This window comes from Aquihabitans sp. G128 (assembly GCF_019048865.1).
In the GTDB taxonomy this organism is placed as follows: Bacteria; Actinomycetota; Acidimicrobiia; order Acidimicrobiales; family Iamiaceae; genus Aquihabitans.
In genome coordinates this window covers 2,582,855-2,600,203 of sequence record NZ_CP077604.1, presented here as the reverse complement: position 1 = coordinate 2,600,203, position 17,349 = coordinate 2,582,855, and the positions used below count along the sequence as shown (strand labels likewise).

Genomic DNA, 17,349 nt, shown 5'->3' with positions numbered 1-17,349 from the left:
GTTGCACCAGGTGCAAGACGGAACCGAGCACGTCACCGGCCCCGTGGGGCCCCGCGTCCACGTGCGCCACGACGAAGCCGTCGGCCTGGCCACCGGGCCCGGCACCGAGGCCACGCCCGAGATGCTGGCCAAGCTGGTGCCCTTCCTCCAGGAGTCGGTGATGGTCGTGCGCGCCGGGTGGGAGGTGGTCGCCAACCTGACCTCGCCCGACGGGGTCACCGGCCGGCCCAAGCGCGCCGGCGACCACGCCATGACCTACGTGCACCCCGACGACGCGCTGCGCCTGTTCGAGGCCGGCAGCCAGGTGTTCCAGACCGAGCCGGGCTGGAGCGGGGCGACGTCGGTGCGGCTCCAGCTGCCCGACGGCTCCTTCCGCCCCTTCGACCTCGAGGTGCACAACCGCCAGGACGACCCGGTGATCCAGGGCATGGTCCTGTGCACCCGGCCGTGGAGCGGCACGGTGGGCCCGATCTCGCCCGAGCTCCCGGCCGACATGGGCGCCGCGCTGCTCGCCGAGCACCTGCCCATCGGCGTCGCCGTGCTGTCGCCCCAGGGCCGTCCCGTCTTCGCCAACGACATCGCCGCGGAGCTGCTGGGCACCGACGTGGCCACCCTGTGCTCGGGACCGCTCATCGAGGCCATGGCCCCAGCGGACCGGGACCGGGTGGCGGCGACGGTCGAGGACCTCTCGCGCCGTCCGGGCCAGGACACCTTCACCCTGGCGGTCGACGGCGCCGATGCCGGGGAGCGGCTGATCGAGGCTGCGTTCACCTCGCGCGCCGGGTCCGGCGGGCTGGAGGTGCAGCTGGTGGTGCTCACCATCCAGGACGTCACCCACCGCCAGGAGCGCGAGCAGCGGTTGGAGCACCAGGCCAACCACGACCTGCTCACCGGGCTGGCCAACCGGGCGTGGCTGCTCGACCACCTGCACGTCCGGCTCGAGCAGGACGACGACCTGGTGGTGGCGTTCATCGACCTCGACCGGTTCAAGGCGGTCAACGACCGGCTCGGCCACGTGGCCGGCGACGCCGTGCTCTCCGCGGTGGCCGAGGGCATCGAGGCCAGCCTCCACCCCGGCGAGTGCGTGGCCCGGGTGGGCGGCGACGAGTTCGTGGTCGTGGCCCCCCACGTCGACGACGACCAGAGCGCCGACCTCAGCCAGCGCATCCACCTGGCGGTGGCCACGGTCCCCGTCGCCCGGCGCGAGCTGGTGGGCGTCAGCGTGGGCCTGGCCCGGTCGCTGCCCGGCGACCAGCCGTGGGACCTGCTCAGCCGGGCCGACGCCGCCATGTACGAGCAGAAGGGGCGAGGCGAGGTGGCCCAGGGGATGGCGCGCCTCGAGCTGCTCGCCGGTCCCACCGTCGAGGCGGACGACCCGCCGGCCGGCTGACCGCCCGGGTGCCGGTCGGCTGCCGTCGGTCGGCCGGGCTCAGCCGGCGGGGTCCTCGTCGGTGACGCCGGCCTCGTCGAACGTGGCCATCTCGCCCAGGATGCGGGCCGCGGCCTGCACGATGGGGACCGCCAGCACGGCCCCGGTGCCCTCGCCCAGGCGCAGGCCCAGGTCGACCAGGGGCTCGAGGCCCAGGTGGGCCAGCGCCACCGAGGCGCCCGGCTCCACCGACCGGTGGCCGGCCACCACGTAGGGCAGCACGCCGGGGACGAGGCCGTGGGCCACGAGCAACGCCGATGCGGCGATGACGCCGTCGATGACCACCGGCACCCGAGCGGCGGCCGCGCCGATCACGAAGCCGGCGAGGGCGGCGTGCTCCAGCCCGCCCACCTCGGTCAGCGCCACCAGCGCGTCGACCGGGCCCTCGACGCCCTGCTGGCGGACGCGGGCGACGGCCCGCTCGATGACGGCGACCTTTTTGGCGAGGGTCGGGTCGTCGATGCCGGTGCCGCGACCGGTCACGGCCGCCGCCGGCTGGTCGGCCAACAGGGCCACGAGGGCGGCCGACGGCGTGGTGTTGCCGATGCCCATGTCGCCGGTGGCCAGCGCCCGCGCGCCCTCGGCCACCAGGTCGGCGGCGAGCAGGGCGCCCACGTCGAGGGCGGCGAGGGCCTCGTCCCGGGTCATCGCCGGGCCGTCGGCCAGGTTGGCGGTGCCCCGCCGGACGTTCCGGTCGAGCACGGCCGCGCCCTCCGGCCAGGGGGTGGCGACGCCCACGTCGACCACCGTCACGGCCACGCCCACCTGGCGGGCGAGGACGCTCACGGCGGCGCCGCCACCGGCGACGTTGGCGATCATCTGGGCGGTCACCTCCTGCGGCCACGGGCTCACGCCTTCGACCAGCACGCCGTGGTCGCCGGCGAAGACGCCCAGCGCCACCGGCTCGGGCACCGGGGGCGGCACCGCACCGGCGATGGCCGCCAGCTGGGTGCCCAGCTGCTCGAGCCGGCCCAGCGCACCGGCGGGCTTGGTGAGGCGGAGCTGGCGGGCGTCGGCCTCCGCGGCGGCCTCGGCGTCGACCGGGGCGACGAGGGCCGCCGCGGCTGCGGTGGGGGAGGCGCCGGCCACCACGAAGGCCCGGCGCAGCGCCTCCGGGACCGGCTCGTCCGCGTGGACGCGGGCGAAGCTGCAGCCGGCGGCGGCCGCAGCGTCACGGTCGACGTCGCGGTCGCCCACGAACAGGGCTCGGGCCGGGTCGGTGACGCCGAGTCGGCGCAGCACCTCGACGATGCCGTCGGGCTCGGGCTTGGCCACGCCGAGGTCGAAGGAGGTGACCAGCTCGGTGAGCAGCGCGGAGACGCCGTCGAGCTCGATGAGGCCGCGCACGTGGGCCTCGGTCATCACCGAGGTGTCGGTGACGGCGCCGAGGGCGAGGCCGGCGGCGGCCAGCGCCGCCAGGGTGCGGGGCGCGCCGTCGAGGTAGGTGACCTGGAGCCGGTCCACCGGGGTGCCGGGGGCGGCCTCCACCACGAGGGTGCCGCCGATGTCGAACACGACGGCGTCGAAGGGGAGGGGCAGGGCGGCGGTCACGAGGGCTCCTCGGGCGGCGGGCGGGTGGTGATCAGACGGGCGACGGCGGCGAGGTCGACGTGGGCCTCCAGGGCGTCGGCAACCCGGTCGAACTGGTGGGTGCGGGCGGCGGCGAAGCTGACCCCGGCGGGGACGAACCGCTTGCCCCGGCGGCGGGCCACGTCGACCAGGAACGCCGCCCGGAACGCGTCCTCCTCGAACAGCCCGTGCACCGTGGTGCCCCGCACGCGGCCGTCGGCGGCCTGGGCGCCTTCGGCCTCGGATCCGGGCGAGGTATCGGCCGTGGTGTCGGTGTCGGTGTCGGTGTCGGTCGAAGCGGTCGGGTCGACCGGGCCGAGCGGGTCGGGGGCGAGGGCGACCCACGCCTCGGCGGCCGGGCCGCGCGCGACGCGGCCGTGGTGGATCTCGTAGCCCTCGATGGGCTGGCCGAGGGCGGTGCCCGAGCGGCGGCGGGTGACCTTGACCGGATCGAAGGTGGTGGCCACGTCGAGCAGCGCCAGGCCGTCGGTGGCCTCGCCACCGGTCGACTCGACGCCGTGGGGGTCGGTGATGGTGCGGCCCAGGGCCTGGTAGCCACCGCAGATGCCCAGCACGACCGGGCCGGCGGGGTCGCCGGCCGCCGCGGTGACGGCGTCGGCCAGGCCCTGGGCGCGCAGCCACGCCAGGTCGGCCAGCGTGGCCTTGCTGCCGGGCAGCACCACCAGGTCGGGGGCGCCCAGGGCGGCGCCGGTGTCGACGTAGCGCACGCCGACGCCGGGCTCGATGGCGAGGGCGTCGAGGTCGGTGAAGTTCGACAGGCGGGGGAAGCGGACGACGGCGACGTCGAGCCGATCGGACCCGGCCGGAGGCTCCCCGGCCGGGCGGGGCCGGAGCCCGTCGAGGGCGAGGGAGTCCTCGGCGTCGAGGGCGATGTCGCGCAGCCACGGCACCACGCCCAGGGTGGGCACGCCGCTGCGGGCCTCCAGCTGGTCGGTGCCGTCGAGCAGCAGGGCGGGGTCGCCGCGGAACTTGTTGATGACGAAGCCGCCCACCAGCCGTCGGTAGCGCGGCGGCAGGAGGTCGACCGTGCCGTGCAGGGCGGCGAAGACGCCGCCCCGATCGATGTCGCCGACCACCACGGCGTGCAGGTCGGCCTCGTGGGCGATGCGCAGGTTCACGATGTCGTGGTCGAGCAGGTTGATCTCGGCGGGGCTGCCGGCGCCCTCGATGACCACCACGTCGAACCGGCGGCGCAGGTCGGCCAGGGCGTCGAGCACGGTGGCCAGCAGGTGGGGCTTGTGCTCGTGGTACTCGGCGGCGGTGAGGTGGCCGAGGGGCCGGCCCAGGACCACCACCTGGCTGGTGCGGTCGCCGGTGGGCTTGAGCAGCACCGGGTTCATGGCCACCTCGGGCTCGGCGCCCGCTGCGAGGGCCTGCACGCCCTGGGCCCGCCCGATCTCGTGGCCCGAGCGGGTCACGAAGCTGTTGTTGGCCATGTTCTGGGCCTTGAACGGGGCCACCGACACGCCGTTGCGGCGCAGCAGCCGGCACAGCCCGGTGACCACCTGGCTCTTGCCGGCGTCGGAGGTGGTGCCGCAGACCGTGAGGCCGCCCCGCAGCCCGGCCCAGTCGACGACGGCGGGATCGATGCGGTCGGCGGGGCTCACGAGATGGCTCCGAGGGCGGCGCCGAGGCGGGGGCGGTCGGCGTCGCTGGGCACGGCGATGCGGACGGTGCCGGCCAGGCCGAAGCTCGTGCAGTCGCGCACCACGATGCCGTGGGGGGCGAGGCGGTCGCGCAGGTCGGCGGCGTCGGGGACCAGCACCCACGGGCCGTCGGCGGCCTCGCTGCGCCAGCCGAAGGCGGCGAGCAGGTCCACGAGCTCGCGCCGCAGGCAGCCCAGCTCGTGGTGCCACCCGTCCAGGTCGACGGTGGCCAGCAGGTCGGGGAGCGCCTCGCAGGCCAGGCCGCCCACGGACCAGCCGGGCTGGGCGGCACGGGCGGCGGCCAGCAGGCGATCGCCGAGGTCGGACTCGGGGGCGAGCAGGTAGCCGATCCGCAGGCCGGGGCAGGCGAGCAGCTTGGTCAGCGACCCGACCACGACGGACCCGGACCGGTGGTCGCCCCGGGTCCACGTGCCGGTGGCCATGGCCCAGAACGCCTCGTCCCAGACGCCGGCGACGTCGTCGGGCGCGGCGAGGACGCCCGACGGGCTGTGCGGGTTGCTCCGCCAGCGCGGCGGGGTGGTCGTGGTGCCGGCGGGCGCGGCGAGGGCGGTCGAGGTGGCGGGGCCGCGGGGGTACAGCGAGAAGTCCGGCTCGTCGACGGTGCCGCCGAGCAGCGCGCCCACCAGGGCGATGGCCTCGGCGCCGCCGTTGGTGAGCAGCAAGCGGTCGCGATCGACGCCCATGGCCTCGGCCAGCGCCGCGGTGGCCCGGGTGGGGTCGGGGTAGCGGCCCAGCGCGCCGAGGTGGCCGGCGACGATGGGCCCGGTGGCGGCGGCGCACGGGTTGAGTGACGCCGACAGGTCGAGCACGTCCTCGATCGGGATGCCGAGCGCGGCCGCGACCCGCGCCCCGTCACCCCCCGTGGGCGCCCGGGGCCGGGAGGCCGGGCGTGGTCGACCCGCTCACGTCGGCCCCTCGCCGGTCGAGCGCGGCGACGGTTCTGTCGGGAGATCGCGTCGTGGGGCGACGTGCCTTCCCGACAGAACGGAAGGGCTCGGCGCTGGTCCCGTTCTGTCGGGGAATCGTGTCGTGGGGCGACGTGCTTTCCCGACAGAACGGTGCGGCGGCCGAGCCCGGGCGCCGGCTCGGGCGGGCTGGCGGGCGGCTCGGGCGAGGGCGGGGGCGGCGAGGAGGGCGGCGAGGGCGAGGTCGACGTCGCGGGCCAGGCGGCGGGCAGCGGCGATGTCGCCGGGCGCCGGCGGCTTGCCGTCGCCGAGCGTGGGCCGCAGCTCCACCCGCTCGCCGTAGCGGCTCTCGCCCCCGAGGCGCAGGCCGAGGGCGGCGGCGAAGGCCGCCTCGATGACGCCGCCGTTGGGCGACGGGTGGCCGGGGGCGTCGTGGCGCACGGCCCGGGCGACGGCCGCCGCCGACGACGGGCGGACCAGGACCACCACCGCTGCGCCGACCCGGGCCGGGACCCAGTTGGCCGCGTCGTCGAGGCGGGCGCTGGCCCAGCCGAAGCGTTCGTAGCGCTCGTTGCGGTGGCCGACCATGGCGTCGAGCGTGTTGATCGCGCGGTAGCCCAGCGCCCCGGCGCCCCCGGCCACCACGGCCCACAAGGCCGGTGCCACCACGGCATCGATGGTGTTCTCGGCCAGGGACTCGATCACGGCGCGGGCGATCTCGCCGGCGTCGAGCGTCGACGGGTCCCGGCCCACGAGCGCCGGCAGGAGCTCACGAGCGCGGTCGAGGTCGTCGGCCAGCAGGGCGGCCTCGACATCGGCGGCCGCCTCGTCGAGCGCCCGTCCCGCGACGGCCAGGTACGTCGAGCCGGCGACGGTGTGCGACGAGCGACCCACCGCCGCGCCGACCCCGACGCCGAACGCGGCGTGGGCCACGCCCGGGCCCCGGCGGTCGGCCCACAGGCGGGCCTCCGAGGCCCGCATGAGCCGCCCGAACAGCGACACCGGGTGGGGCCGGACCGGCGGCTCGCCCAGCAACCGGTCGGCCACGATGCCGGCGGCCGCGGCGGCCGAGCGCCCGGGCCAGGTCGAAGCGCTCACCACTTGGCCGCCGCCACCACGAGGGCCAGCGTCTCGCCCACCACGCCGAGCGCGCCCAGCACGTCGCCGGTGAAGCCGCCGAGGCGGCGTTGGGCCAGGGCCACCACGAGGGCGGCCCCCACCAGCAGGGCCACCACCGCCGCCAGCCCGGCCCGGCCGTCGGTGGCGGTGGCGAGGGCGGCCCCGGCCACGATGCCGGCCGCCGCGAGGCCCGGCGCCAGGCGATCGCCCAGGAACGAGGAGGCCAGGCCACCGGGACGGGCGTAGGGACGGGTGAGCGCCACCAGGGCCATGGTCGAGCGGCTGGCGCACCAGATGCCCACGATGAGCCCGACGTCGACCGGCCGGGAGCCCAGGGCGGCAGCGCGCAGCACCAGCACCCCGGCGACCGCCGCGACCGCGAACGCTCCCGCCGTGGGGTCGGCCATGACCTCGAGCCGGCGCTCGCGCGGCAGGTGGGGGAGGAGCCCGTCGGCGCTGTCGGCGAGGCCGTCGACGTGGAGCAGGCCGGTGACGGCCAGGTCGACGGCCACCACGATGGCGCCGGCCAGCAGGGGCGGGAACGCCTCGGCGGCCAGCCACCAGGACCCGCCGACCACCAGGCCGACCAGGGCGCCGGCCAGCGGGAACCAGCGCATGGTGCGGCCGTCGGGCGTGGCGCCGGCGCCGGCGACGGTGAGGAAGGCCAGGGCGCGGCGCATCAGGCCGGCCCGCCGGCGGACGGGTGCGGAGGGAGCACCAGGACGCGGCCGGCCACCACGAGGCGGGCGTCGTCGGCCACCGCCGAGATGGCCTGGTTGGCGGTGCCGAGGGCATCGACGAACCAGCGCCCGGCCTCGGTGGCCGGGTGCACGGCGAGGCCCACCTCGTCGCTCACCACCACGGTCGGCCCGTCCCTCTCGACCAGGGCGGCCACCAGCGGGGCCGGGTCGGGCGCCTCGGGGAAGGCGGCGGCCACCCAGGGGCCGAGCGAGTCGAGCAGCACCGGCCCGGTGGTGGCCCGCAGCACGCCGGCCAGGTCGGCGCCGGCGTCGACCGTCGTCCAGCTCGCCGGTCGCCGCGCCTGGTGGGCGGCCACCCGATCCGCCAGGGACGGGTCGTCGAGGTCGAGCAGCGCGGTGGCGACGTAGGTGACCGGTCCACCGTCGGCCCACTCGGTGACGAGGCGCTCGGCCTCGACCGACTTGCCCGAGCGGGCGCCGCCGAGCACGAGGGCGATCTGCGGCTGGGTCACGGTCGGGCCTCGGTCGGCCCCGGCTCGGCGGCGTAGCGGGCGCCGGCGAGGACGGCGGCGTGGGTGGCTCGAGCGAGCCGGGCCCCGAACCCGGAGCGGGGGCCGCCGAAGTGGTGGGTGCGGCCCTCGGGCGGGCACACGAGGCACACCGCGTCGGACGCCGTGCCGGTGCCGGCGATGCCCAGCTCCAGCAGGGCCTGGGCCTTGGCCTCGGCCACGGTGGCCACCGCGTTCACGAGGGCGGCGTCGACCAGCCGCTCGGGCAGGAACGCCACGACGTTGATGGTGCCGACCTGGTGGACGTCGCGCGTGGTGGCCTGCTCGGCGGGCTCGGCCGCCCAGGTGGGTCGGGTCACCCCGACCGTGGCGAAGGCGTGGACGTCGCCGTCGGAGGCCCGCTGCACCAGCTTCACGTCGACCGCGGTCATGAGCCCCACCCCGCGACCGGGCAGGCCGAACGACACGCCCAGCTTGCCGAGGTGGCGGTCGGGGTCCTTGCGGCCGTAGGACGCAGGGACGGTGGCGTTGAGCACCCAGCGGCGCAGGCCGATGCCGCCGCCGTGGGGAGACGAGGCGATGACCTGCTGCGGCGCGCCGAAGCGCCAGCACAGCACGGGGAGGTCGCGCTGGCCCTCACGGCGGAGGCGGATCTTGGGTTCCAATGGCTTCGTCCTGGCGAGGTGGACCGGCCGGGGCCGGTGCAGTCAGGTGTCCTGGCTCCCGGATCAGCGCCTCGCCCCGAGCCTTCCCACCCCCGGCGGGGGTCGTGGCCATCGTGGGGGTCCGGCTACCCGGTGACAGTTGCGGGACAGCCCCGGACTCGCACCGGTGTTCCCTGCGCTGCGGCCGTGACGGTAGCAGCAGGCAGCAGACCGGCTCAGCTCGCCGGAGCGACCTCGCCGCCGGCGGCGGGGGTCGCCAACCGCCGACCGAGGCGGCCAGCGGGAGGAGCGGGTGGCCGCGGACGAGGTCGCCGAAGAAGCGCTCGTGGCGGTCCTCGACGGCGACCATGGCCTCGATCTGCGGGACGAAGCGGTCGAGCCCGCAGCGCGCCGCGTGGTGGGCGGCGGCTTCGTACTGGCCGACGTTGGCGGCCTCCAACCGTCCCGCGGCGTACAGCGGGCCGAACCACCCGCCCACGAAGCACAGCGAGCCGAAGAAGCGCCCGATGCTCCACATCAGCACCTCCCGCCAGCGCTGCGGGCCGCTGCCGAGCTCGGCCAGGATCTCGCCCACCTGGCGGCGGTGGTGCCACTCCTCGAACTCGATGGCCTGGATGCCCAGCCGCACGGTGGCCCGACGGCTCTGCCACAGCGACCGCCAGTGGCCCCGGTAGGCGTGGGCGGCGGCCAGCTCGCCGCTGTAGGCCGCCTGCATGATGGCGATGAACAGCCGCCGATCGAGCGCTGCGTCCTCCGCCTGCTGGTCCACGACGCCATCTTCGCACCAGAGCGCGGCGGTCTTCCTGCTGAGGGGCGGCGAGCGGCGGCCGCGGGGGTGGGCGCTACGGTCGGCCCATGGCCTCGGACTCGCTGCTGCTCGTCAACACCGGACACGGCAAGGGCAAGTCGTCCGCCGCGTTCGGCGTCATGGCCCGTGGCGCCATGCGGGGCTGGACCGTCGGCGTGGTGCAGTTCGTCAAGGGCGGCAAGTGGAAGACCGGTGAGCGCAAGCTGGCCGACCAGCTCGACATCACGTGGCACACCCTCGGCGACGGCTTCACGTGGGAGTCCACCGACCTCGACGAGACCGCGGCCAAGGGCCGCCACGCGTGGGAGGTCGCCAACGAGATGCTGGCCTCGGGCGACTACGACCTGCTCATCCTCGACGAGGCCACCTACGCCATGAAGTACGGCTGGGTGCCGGTGGCCGACGTCGTGGCCGGCCTCCAGGCCCGCTCGCCGAAGACCAACGTCGTGCTCACCGGGCGCGACTGCCCGCAGGAGGTCATCGACATCGCCGACACCGTCACCGAGATGGTGAAGGTCAAGCACGCCTACGAGCAGGGCATCAAGGCCAAGAAGGGCATCGAGTACTGACCGTGGCGGGCACCGTGGCGCTGCCGCCGCGCCTCGTGGTGGCCGGCACCCACTCCGGTGCCGGCAAGACCTCGGTGGCCACCGGGCTGGCCGCCGCGCTGGTGGCGGCCGGGCACCGGGTGGCAACCGCCAAGGTCGGGCCCGACTTCATCGACCCCGGCTACCACGCGGTGGCCACCGGCCGGCCGGGCCGCAACCTCGACGCCTGGATGAGCGGCGCCGCCGCGGTGCCGGCGCTGGCCGAGCGGGCCGCGGGCGATGCCGACGTGTTGGTGGTCGAGGGCGTCATGGGGCTGTTCGACGGTGCGGCGTCGGCGGTGCCCGGCGCGGTCGATCCGGCGCGTGACGACGCCTCGACCGCCCACGTGGCCCGCCTGCTGGACACCCCGGTGGTGCTGGTGGTCGACGCTGCGTCGATGAGCCGCTCCGTCGCCGCCATCGTGCACGGCTTCGTGGCCTTCGACCCCGACGTGCGGGTGGCCGGCGTGATCCTGAACCGGGTGGGCAGCGCCGGCCACGAGCAGCTGCTGCGCGACGCCATCGAGCCCCTCGGCGTGCCGGTGCTCGGCGTGCTCCGCCGCGACGATGCCTTCTCGTGGCGCGACCGGCACCTGGGCCTGGTGCCGGTGGTGGAGCAGCGCGACGAGGTGGCGGCCTCGGTCGATCGCCTGGCCGCCGCCGTGGCCGCGGGCTGCGACCTCGAGGCCGTCGTGCGCCTCGCCCGCACGGCGCCCGCCGCGGTCGTCGGCGCGCCGCTGCCGGCCGCCGAGCGCGTGGTGCCCGCCGGCGCGGCACCCCTGCACATCGCGGTGGCCGGCGGCCCGGCCTTCAGCTTCAGCTACCCCGACAACGTCGAGCGCTTGGCCGAGACCGGGGCCGAGGTCGTCTCCTTCGACCCGCTCGTGGACCCGGCGCTGCCCGAGGGCGTGGCCGGCCTGGTGGTGGGCGGCGGCTTCCCCGAGGTGTTCGGCGCCGCCCTGGCCGAGAACCGCCCGCTGCTGGCCGACGTGGCCTCGAGGGTCGGCGGCGGGCTGCCCACCTGGGCCGAGTGCGGGGGCCTCCTGTGGCTGGCCCGCTCGCTCGACGGCCACGCCATGGCCGGCGTGATCGCCGCCGACGGCGTGATGACCGACCGCCTCAGCCTCGGCTACCGCACCGCCGAGGTCCTCGTCGACACCCCCGTCGCCCCGGTGGGCTCGTGGCTGCGCGGCCACGAGTTCCACTACTCCCAGCTCACCCCGCCCGGCGCCGCCCTCCACCTCGAGGGCCGCTTCGGCCGCGGCGACGCCGGCCACGCCTCACCCACGCTCCTGGCCAGCTACCTCCACCTCCACCTCGGCGCCGACCCGTCCCCCGCCGAGCGCTTCACCAGCGCCTGCCTCGCCGCCCGCTGAGGCGGGGGTTCGGAGGCCGCTGCTACCGTCGGCGGTCACGTTGCGACGGGAACCTGGTGCGAGACCAGGGCGGCCCGCAGGCCACGGTCACCGGCATCGACCCCTGGGTCGGCCGGGAGCCCGACCTCGTCGCCACCGGGGCGACCAGCGGTCGCCGGCACCCATCCTGCGATCCCGAAAGGTCGACGTGTTCCTCGTCGTCACCAACAACGACCTCGACCTGCTGGCGCTGCGCGCCGCGGTCGACGAGCTGCCCGAGGGGTTCCCGCCGGTGCGGGCCCACGGTGGCGTCCACCTCGATCCCGAGGGCGCCCTGCCCGAGCTCGACGGGGTGCGGGTGGTGCTGGTGCGGCTGCTCAAGGGCCGGGCCGGCTGGGAGCGACCGCTCGGCGAGCTGGTGGAGCGGTGCCGTGCCGAGGGCATCGCCCTGGTGGCCACCGGCGGCGAGGCGGCGCTCGACGCCGACCTGGCCGGCGCCTCCACCGTGCCTGCCGGCATCGTGGGCCAGGCCCACGACTACTGGACCCGCGGCGGGCCGGCGAACCTGGCCCACCTCCTGCGCTTCCTGGCCGACACGATCCTGCTGGAGGGGTTCGGCTTCGAGCCGCCCGCCGACATCCCGGCCGTCGGCGTGCTGGGCGACCGGGCCCACGACCCGGCCCGGCCCACCGTCGCCGTGGTGACCTACCGCGCCGGCGTGCTGGCCGGCGACACCCTGCCGATCGAGCAGCTGTGCGACGCCATCGAGGCCCGCGGCGCCAACGCCCGCGCCGTCTGGTGCTACTCGCTGCGCGCCGAGGCCGACGGCTCGCCGCCGGCCGCCCTCGCCCTGCTGCGCGACGTCGACGTGATCGTCACCACCACCTGGGCCGCCGGCGGCTCCGTCCACGCCGGCGACGCGGTGGACGCCACCGCCACCCGCTTCGCCGACCCCGCTCGAACCGGGTGGGATCTGCAGGGGCAGGGCCCCGAGAAGTCCGCCCGGTTCGTGGGTGGGGCCGGACCGGACGGGGCGGCGAAGGGGTGGGCCTCGCCGCTCGACGAGCTGGGCGTGCCGGTGGTGCAGACCCAGGCGTCGACCGGGTCGGTGGAGACGTGGGCCGAGGGCGACGGGCTGTCGCCGTTGGACGTGGCGCTGGGCGTGGCCATCCCCGAGCTCGACGGGCGGATCATCGCCGGGCCGCTGAGCTTCACCGAGGTGGTCGACGACGGCGGCGACCTCGGCGTCAGCGTGGCCGCGCACCGCGCCGTGCCCGACCGGGTGGAGCGGCTGGCCGGCCAGGCCGTGCGGCTGGCCCGCCTGCGCCGAACGCCGGCCGCCGAGAAGAAGGTGGCGCTGGTGCTCAGCGCGTACCCCACCGAGCGCTCCCGCATCGGCAACGCCGTGGCCCTCGACACGCCGGCCACGTTGGTGCGGATCCTCGCCTCGCTGCACGGCGCCGGCTACCCGGTGGCCCCACCCGTCGGCAGCATCCCCGGTCGGACCGAGGCGGCCTGGCCCGCCGACGCCCCGGCCACGTTCGACGACGACGGCAACGACGTCGGCGCGCCCGGCAACGCCCTGGCCGACGCCGTCATGGCCCGCCTGGCCGACGGGCTCACCTACGACCAGCCCACGCTCTCGCCCGAGCAGCAGGCGCTGGCCGCCGGCCGGCTGCCCGTCGAGGACTACACCGCGTGGTTCGCCACGTTGCCCCAGGACCTGCAGGACCTGGTGACCGAGTCGTGGGGCCCGGCGCCCGGCGAGGTCACGGTGCACGACGGGCACCTGGTGTTCGCCGGCATCGACCTCGGCGGCGTGGTGGTGGCCGTGCAGCCACCCCGGGGCTTCGGCGAGGACCCCATCGGCACCTACCACGACCCCGAGCTGGCCCCGCCCCACCACTACCTGGCGTTCTACCGCTGGCTGGAGCTGGGCTTCGGCGCCGACGCCGTGGTCCACCTCGGCAAGCACGGCACCCTCGAGTGGATGCCGGGCAAGGCCACCGGCCCGTCGGGGTCGTGCGTGCCCGACGCCGCCCTGGGCGACCTGCCGTTCCTGTACCCGTTCGTGGTCAACGACCCGGGCGAGGCCACCCAGGCCAAGCGCCGCACCCACGCGGTGATCGTCGACCACCTGCCTCCGCCCATGACCCGGGCCGAGAGCTACGACGACACCGCCCGGCTGGAGACCCTGCTCGACGCCTACGCCCAGATCGAGGCGCTGGACCCCGGCAAGCTCCCGGCCATCCAGGGCCAGGTGTGGGACCTGCTGGTGACCAGCGACCTGGCCCAGGACCTGGGCGTCGAGGAGATGCCCGACCCGGACGACTTCGGCGCCATGATCGGCCACGTCGACGGCTACCTGTGCGCCCTCAAGGACGCCCAGATCCGTGGTGGGCTGCACGTGTTCGGCGAGCCGCCGGTGGGCGGCCTGCTGGTCGACACGGTGCTGGCCATCACCCGCCAGCCGCAGGGCACCGTCCCCGCGCTGCGGGCCACCGTGGCGGCCGACAAGGGCGTCGACGTCGCCACCGCCGGCGTCCGCGAGCTGGACGACGTGGAGGCCGAGTGCCGCCGGTTGGTCGAGGGCCTGGCTGCTGCCGACTGGGCCGTGGAGGCGGCGGGCGACCACCCCACCCTGCGGTGGGTGGCGTCGACCCTGGTGCCGGCGCTGGCCCGCACGCCCGACGAGCTCGCCAACCTGCTGCTCGGCCTCGACGGCGGCCACGTGCCCGCCGGGCCCAGCGGCGCCCCCACCCGGGGTGGCGCCCACGTGCTGCCCACCGGCCGCAACCTCTACTCGGTCGACCCGCGGGCCATCCCGTCGCCGCTGGCGTGGGACGTGGGCGTGGCCCTGGCCGACCGGCTGGTGGAGCGGCACCTGGCGGAGACCGGGCGCTTCCCGCGCACCGTCGGCCTCGTGGTGTGGGGCACCGCCAACATGCGGACCCAGGGCGACGACGTGGCCGAGGCGCTGGCCCTGCTCGGCGTGCGCCCCCGCTGGCACGACCGCTCGGGCCGGGTGGAGGGCCTCGAGGTGATCCCGCTGGCCGACCTGGGCCGGCCCCGCGTCGACGTGACGCTGCGCATCTCGGGCTTCTTCCGCGACGCCTTCCCCGACGTCGTCTCGCTGCTCGACGACGCCGTGCGGCTGGTGGGCGAGCTGGACGAGGCCGAGGACCAGAACCCGGTGCGGGCCACCGGCCTGGCCGACCCCCGCATCTTCGGCCCCGCGCCGGGCACCTACGGCTCGGGCGTGCAGCAGGCGATCCTCACCCAGGGCTGGCGCGACCGCGCCGACCTGGGCGAGCTGTACCTCCAGTGGAGCGGCTGGGCCTACGGGCGCGACGTCCACGGTGCGCCGGCCGGCGAGGCGGTGCGCCGCCGCTTCGCCGCCATCGAGGTGGCGGTCAAGAACCAGGACAACCGCGAGCACGACCTGTTCGACGGGTCCGACTACTACGAGGAGCACGGCGGCCTCGTGGCCGCCGTCGGGGCGGCCAGCACCGACGGGCACACCCCGCTGGCGTGGTTCGGCGACTCCGCCGACCCGTCCCGGCCCCAGCTGCGGTCGCTGGCCGAGGAGGCCGCTCGCGTCGTGCGCACCCGGGTGCTCAACCCCAAGTGGCTGGCCGCCATGCGCCGCCACGGCTACAAGGGCGCCAGCGAGGTGGCGGCCACCGTCGACCACCTCTTCGGCTACGACGCCACCACCGGCGTGGTGGCCGACTGGATGTACGAGCGGGTCACCCGGGCCTACCTCGACGACCCCGAGATGCTCGACTTCTACGCTGCCTCGAACCCGTGGGCCCTGCGCTCCATGGCCGAGCGGCTGCACGAGGCCATGGACCGCGGCCTGTGGGAGGACCCGTCGGCCGAGGCCCGGGCCACCATCGAGCGGGCGATGCTCGCCGCCGAGTCGTTCGACGAGACCCGCTGAGGTCGCCGGCCGGGGCTACTTCCGGGGCGGGTCGCCCTCGAGCTGGGGGTTGGCCACCGCGCCGACGGTGCCGCCGAAGAGCTTGTTGAGGGCGTCCTTGCCGGCGGCGACCTGGGGCGGGTCGACCGGGTTGGGGCGGAGCGGGTCGGCGATCCCGAAGGCGGGCGAGAAGATCCGCTCGTCGAAGGCCTTGGTGCGGTCCTTGGCCCGGGTGGCGGAGGTCGAGCGATCGCGGGCCTGGGTGGCCCGGGCGTGGGCGGCGTCGGCCGCCCGCTTGGCGTCCCGGGAGGCGTCGACCGCACTGGTGATCTGGTCTCGGGCGGTGACGAGCGAGGCGTTGAGGGTGGCGAGCTGGGCGTCGCTGGCGTACGGCGTGCCGCTGGCGTCGAGCTCGCCCCGGCGCTTGGCCGCTGCGGCCTCGACGTTGGCGGCGCGAGCCCGGCTGGTGCCCACGGCGCTGCTGGCGTCGGCCCGAGCGGCGCGCCACGCGGGCGGCGTCCTTGGCGTCGTCGGCGGCGCGGGCGGAGCGGGTGGCCACCGCGGTGGAGCCGCCGGTGGCCACGGCCATCACGGTCTCCGGCGCCAGGTTGACCAGCCAGCGGACCGGGTCCTCCTGCAGCACGTCGACGTTGGCCACCGCGGCGGCGAACTTCCCGGGGTGGCGGTAGGCGAAGTCGGCGGCGGCGGCCAGCTGCTTGGTCTTGTCGTGGTCGCCGTCGATGCCGAGGTCCTGGGTGACCTTGGCGTTCTCGACGGCCAGCTCGCCCAGGAAGCCGAGGCCGCCGACGATGCCCTTGCCGGCGTCGCCCAGGCCGTTGGCCACGCTGCCGGGGATCTTCTGCGGGTTGGTGATGGCGTGGACCTCGGCCTCGCCGACCTTGGCCCAGCCGTTGAGGAACTTCCCGACCGTCGAGCTCCCGTACGGGCCGGACTTCGGCTTGGGGGCCTCGGGCAGCGGCGGAGCCATGAACGACGCGTCCTGGCAGGCGCTCACGAAGGTGCGGACGGCCGACCGCTTGCGGGTCTCGGCCACCTCGAAGCGGTGGGCGGCCTTGCTGGCGGCTTGCTGCGCCTCCTCGTAGGCCTGCTGCTCGGCGGCCGCGCTGGCGGCGGGGGCCGGCGGCCCGGCCACCTTCGAGCCCGTGGCGGGCAGGCCCCCGAGGGAGCGGACGGCGGCGAACGGGTCGGCCAGCTGGGCGGGGAGGACCTCGCGCTGCTTGGCCTCGTAGGCCGCCTTGGCCGCCGCGAGGCGGCGGCGGGCCTCCGCCAGGGCCTGCTTGGCGTCGTTGTACTCCTCGATGGGATCGGCCAGGTCGTGGAGGGCGGCCGAGACGACGTCGAAGGCCACGGTGGCGTCGTTCAGGCGGCGGGCGGCGTCGGCCACCGCGTGCTTGAAGCCTTCGGCGGTGGGCCCGACGAAGGCGTAGGGGGCCGCCAGCTGGAAGTTGAGGTTGCCGGTCTGGAGCTGGGCGGTCGAGAGCGTGGCGCTGGCCTTGCCGTAGGACCGGCTGGCGAGGCGGAGGGCATCGGGATCGCCGTCGGGGCCGGGCACGTCAACCACCCGCCCGCTGGAACGCGGCGGCCACGACCTGGCCGGTGGTCCCGTAGGCGGCGACCTGGATGGCCAGCACCTCGAGGCCGCGAGACCAGCGGCGCTGGAAGTCGCCCAGGGCGGCGTCGGCCTCGGGGTCGCCGGTGCCGCCGCCGCTCAGCGACGCGGCGCCGACGGTGCCCTTGATGGTGCCGGACAGGGCGTGGAGGCGGTGGCCGACGGTGATGAGCTCTGCGGGTTGGGCGGCGATCTCCATGGCGTCCGTTCTACGGGCGGGCCGGGCCCGGCGGAACCGGTAGGGCTCCCCAGCGCGGCCTCGGCCCGTTGGGGGCGGCGGCGGAGGGGCGAGTACCCTCGGCCCCACAGCGCAGTGCTCGGGAAGCCGGTGAAGGTCCGGCGCGGCCCTCGCCACTGTGACCGGGGAGCGAGCCCCTCTTCAGCCACTGGGCCCCGGCCTGGGAAGGCGGGGCGAGCGTCGATCCGGGAGCCAGGAGACCGGCTGCGCAACGAGAGTCCACG

15 protein-coding genes, 1 pseudogene and 3 riboswitches are annotated in these 17,349 nt (G+C 76.3%); of the genes and pseudogenes, 6 read left to right on the top strand and 10 right to left on the bottom strand.

The genetic code is table 11. The annotated features are described in order from the left end of the window. Positions 1-10 precede the first annotated feature (10 nt). Complete coding sequence (locus tag KSP35_RS25255; RefSeq protein WP_216995797.1) at positions 11-1,390, top strand: GGDEF domain-containing protein; 1,380 nt, start codon at positions 11-13, stop codon at positions 1,388-1,390. A gap of 39 nt (positions 1,391-1,429) precedes the next feature. Here the strand turns inward: KSP35_RS25255 and cobT are convergent, their stop codons facing one another. From cobT to KSP35_RS12315, 8 genes and pseudogenes are all read right to left on the bottom strand, one after another. Continuing rightward, complete coding sequence (gene cobT / locus KSP35_RS12345; protein WP_371748979.1) at positions 1,430-2,518, bottom strand: nicotinate-nucleotide--dimethylbenzimidazole phosphoribosyltransferase; 1,089 nt, start codon at positions 2,516-2,518, stop codon at positions 1,430-1,432. 105 nt (positions 2,519-2,623) lie between these two features. Further along, a pseudogene (locus KSP35_RS25885) lies at positions 2,624-2,893 on the bottom strand (HAD family hydrolase); the annotation flags it as partial. Positions 2,894-2,976: 83 nt separating this feature from the next. Then, positions 2,977-4,578, bottom strand: a complete 1,602-nt coding sequence (locus KSP35_RS12340) for a cobyric acid synthase (RefSeq protein WP_371748978.1) — start codon at positions 4,576-4,578, stop codon at positions 2,977-2,979. A gap of 44 nt (positions 4,579-4,622) precedes the next feature. Next, positions 4,623-5,495 carry an aminotransferase class I/II-fold pyridoxal phosphate-dependent enzyme gene (locus KSP35_RS12335; protein ID WP_216995791.1) on the bottom strand — a complete coding sequence of 291 codons (873 nt, stop codon included), beginning with the start codon at positions 5,493-5,495 and terminating at the stop codon, positions 4,623-4,625. A gap of 93 nt (positions 5,496-5,588) precedes the next feature. Next, a complete protein-coding gene (locus tag KSP35_RS12330) occupies positions 5,589-6,689 on the bottom strand; it encodes a CobD/CbiB family cobalamin biosynthesis protein (RefSeq protein ID WP_216995789.1) in 1,101 nt (366 codons plus the stop codon). Further along, the gene (locus tag KSP35_RS12325; protein WP_216995787.1) at positions 6,686-7,390 is read right to left on the bottom strand and encodes an adenosylcobinamide-GDP ribazoletransferase; all 705 of its coding nucleotides are present in this window, start codon (positions 7,388-7,390) and stop codon (positions 6,686-6,688) included. Before KSP35_RS12325 ends, KSP35_RS12330 begins: the two co-directional genes overlap by 4 nt. Further along, a complete protein-coding gene (locus KSP35_RS12320) occupies positions 7,390-7,923 on the bottom strand; it encodes a bifunctional adenosylcobinamide kinase/adenosylcobinamide-phosphate guanylyltransferase (protein ID WP_216995785.1) in 534 nt (177 codons plus the stop codon). The genes KSP35_RS12325 and KSP35_RS12320 overlap by 1 nt, the downstream gene beginning before the upstream one ends. Then, positions 7,920-8,585, bottom strand: coding sequence for an adenosylcobinamide amidohydrolase (locus KSP35_RS12315; RefSeq protein WP_216995783.1), 666 nt, complete (start codon positions 8,583-8,585; stop codon positions 7,920-7,922). The genes KSP35_RS12320 and KSP35_RS12315 overlap by 4 nt, the downstream gene beginning before the upstream one ends. A gap of 44 nt (positions 8,586-8,629) precedes the next feature. Beyond that, positions 8,630-8,760: riboswitch (cobalamin riboswitch) on the bottom strand. Positions 8,761-9,091: 331 nt separating this feature from the next. Between KSP35_RS12315 and KSP35_RS12310 the strand changes: the two genes are divergently transcribed. From KSP35_RS12310 to KSP35_RS12295, 4 genes are all read left to right on the top strand, one after another. Further along, positions 9,092-9,259, top strand: a complete 168-nt coding sequence (locus KSP35_RS12310) for a hypothetical protein (protein WP_216995781.1) — start codon at positions 9,092-9,094, stop codon at positions 9,257-9,259. Positions 9,260-9,440: 181 nt separating this feature from the next. Then, positions 9,441-9,962: a cob(I)yrinic acid a,c-diamide adenosyltransferase gene (cobO, locus tag KSP35_RS12305; RefSeq protein WP_216995779.1), complete on the top strand. Its 522-nt coding sequence runs from the start codon at positions 9,441-9,443 to the stop codon at positions 9,960-9,962. 2 nt (positions 9,963-9,964) lie between these two features. Then, a complete protein-coding gene (locus KSP35_RS12300) occupies positions 9,965-11,356 on the top strand; it encodes a cobyrinate a,c-diamide synthase (protein WP_216995777.1) in 1,392 nt (463 codons plus the stop codon). 47 nt (positions 11,357-11,403) lie between these two features. After that, a riboswitch (cobalamin riboswitch) is annotated at positions 11,404-11,482 on the top strand. 61 nt (positions 11,483-11,543) lie between these two features. Next, positions 11,544-15,278 (top strand): cobaltochelatase subunit CobN, encoded by a 3,735-nt coding sequence (locus KSP35_RS12295; protein ID WP_216995776.1) that lies wholly within the window; start codon positions 11,544-11,546, stop codon positions 15,276-15,278. Between the two features lie 15 nt (positions 15,279-15,293). On the opposite strand, the gene KSP35_RS12290 is transcribed toward KSP35_RS12295, so the two are convergent. Further along, positions 15,294-15,731: a hypothetical protein gene (locus KSP35_RS12290; protein ID WP_216995774.1), complete on the bottom strand. Its 438-nt coding sequence runs from the start codon at positions 15,729-15,731 to the stop codon at positions 15,294-15,296. A 362-nt stretch (positions 15,732-16,093) separates the two neighbouring features. Between KSP35_RS12290 and KSP35_RS12285 the strand changes: the two genes are divergently transcribed. Beyond that, positions 16,094-16,360, top strand: coding sequence for a hypothetical protein (locus tag KSP35_RS12285; RefSeq protein ID WP_216995772.1), 267 nt, complete (start codon positions 16,094-16,096; stop codon positions 16,358-16,360). 471 nt (positions 16,361-16,831) lie between these two features. On the opposite strand, the gene KSP35_RS12280 is transcribed toward KSP35_RS12285, so the two are convergent. Beyond that, positions 16,832-17,086 carry a hypothetical protein gene (locus KSP35_RS12280; protein ID WP_216995770.1) on the bottom strand — a complete coding sequence of 85 codons (255 nt, stop codon included), beginning with the start codon at positions 17,084-17,086 and terminating at the stop codon, positions 16,832-16,834. A gap of 90 nt (positions 17,087-17,176) precedes the next feature. Beyond that, positions 17,177-17,349: riboswitch (cobalamin riboswitch) on the top strand.

Coding starts and splice junctions, on each gene's coding strand:
- KSP35_RS12325 (WP_216995787.1), bottom strand. CDS start 7,390: ATGCGCCGCGCCCTGGCCTTCCTCACCGTCGCCGGCGCCGGCGCCACG.
- KSP35_RS12310 (WP_216995781.1), top strand. CDS start 9,092: ATGCTCCACATCAGCACCTCCCGCCAGCGCTGCGGGCCGCTGCCGAGC.
- cobO (WP_216995779.1), top strand. CDS start 9,441: ATGGCCTCGGACTCGCTGCTGCTCGTCAACACCGGACACGGCAAGGGC.
- KSP35_RS12280 (WP_216995770.1), bottom strand. CDS start 17,086: ATGGAGATCGCCGCCCAACCCGCAGAGCTCATCACCGTCGGCCACCGC.